The sequence below is a fragment of the Streptomyces sp. NPDC047079 genome, from assembly GCF_040643755.1.
GTDB lineage: Bacteria > Actinomycetota > Actinomycetes > Streptomycetales > Streptomycetaceae > Streptomyces.
On sequence record NZ_JBEYUZ010000074.1, the window covers coordinates 1 to 1,137 of the forward strand.

General features: G+C 64.9%; 1 protein-coding gene. It reads right to left on the reverse strand.

The features are described 5' to 3' along the window. Nucleotides 1–1,092, reverse strand: a complete 1,092-nt coding sequence (locus tag ABZ823_RS30935; RefSeq protein WP_361666240.1) for an IS630 family transposase — start codon at nucleotides 1,090–1,092, stop codon at nucleotides 1–3. Nucleotides 1,093–1,137 lie beyond the last annotated feature (45 nt).

Here is a 1,137-nt window from a genome sequence, read left to right on the forward strand (position 1 = left end):
CTAGTGTCCTGAGTCTTTGATTCGGTTCAGATATCCGGTGAGGCGTTCGAAGATCTCGTCAGCGGTCTTCGTCCAGGTGAAGGGTCTTGGGTTGTCGTTCCAGTCGGCGATCCAGGCCCGGATGTCCTTCTCCAGGGCCTGGACGTTTCTGTGGACGCCGCGTCGTATCTGCTTGTCCGTCAGCAGGCCGAACCAGCGCTCTACTTGGTTGAGCCAGGACGAGCTGGTCGGGGTGAAGTGCATGTGGAACCGGGGATGAGCCAGCAGCCACTTCTGGATCGCGGGCGCCTTGTGGGTGGCGTAGTTGTCGCAGATCAGGTGGACTTCGAGATGGTCAGGGACCTCCTTGTCCAGCTTGGTCAGGAACTTCTTGAACTCCACTGCGCGGTGCCGCCGGTGGAGCGAACTGATGACCTCGCCGGTGGCCGCGTTCAGGGCGGCGAACAGCGTCGTCACTCCGCCGCGCAGGTAGTCGTGGGTGCGGCGCTCGGGCATGCCCGGCATCATCGGCAGCACCGGTGCCGACCGGTCCAGCGCCTGGATCTGCGACTTCTCGTCCACGCAGAGGACGATGGCCCGCTCGGGCGGGTCCAGGTACAGGCCGACAACGTCACGGACCTTCTCGATGAACTGCGGGTCCTTGGACAGCTTGAAGGTGTCCACCAGATGCGGTTTGAGGCCGAAGGTCCGCCAGATCCGCGAGACGGTGGACTGACTCAACCCGCTGGCCGCGGCCATTTCCCGGGTCGACCAGTGCGTGGCGTTCCTTGGAGTGGTCTCCAGGGTCCGCACGACCACCTCCTCAACCTTTTCGTCGCTCACGGTGCGCGGCGGGCCGGGCCGCGGCTCGTCGGACAGGCCCTGAAGCCGGTCGGCCGCGAACCGCTTACGCCACTTGGCCACCGTGACCGGGTGGACCCCAAGCTCCGTCCCCACCGCGGTGTTCGAACCGCCATCAGCGCACGCGAGCACGATCCGGCACCGCAACGCCAGAGCCTGCGAGGACGTTGCCCGCCGCGACCATCGCAGCAGCGTCTCTCGCTCCTGATCCGTCAGAATCACCTCGACCGTCGGCCGACCCATACGCGCCATGAGCCCAGCCTACTTCTATAGCGAAACAAGGACTCAGGACACTAG

Bases quoted from the DNA above. Each gene is read 5' to 3' on its own strand.
- ABZ823_RS30935 (WP_361666240.1), bottom strand. From the start codon at position 1,092: ATGGCGCGTATGGGTCGGCCGACGGTCGAGGTGATTCTGACGGATCAG.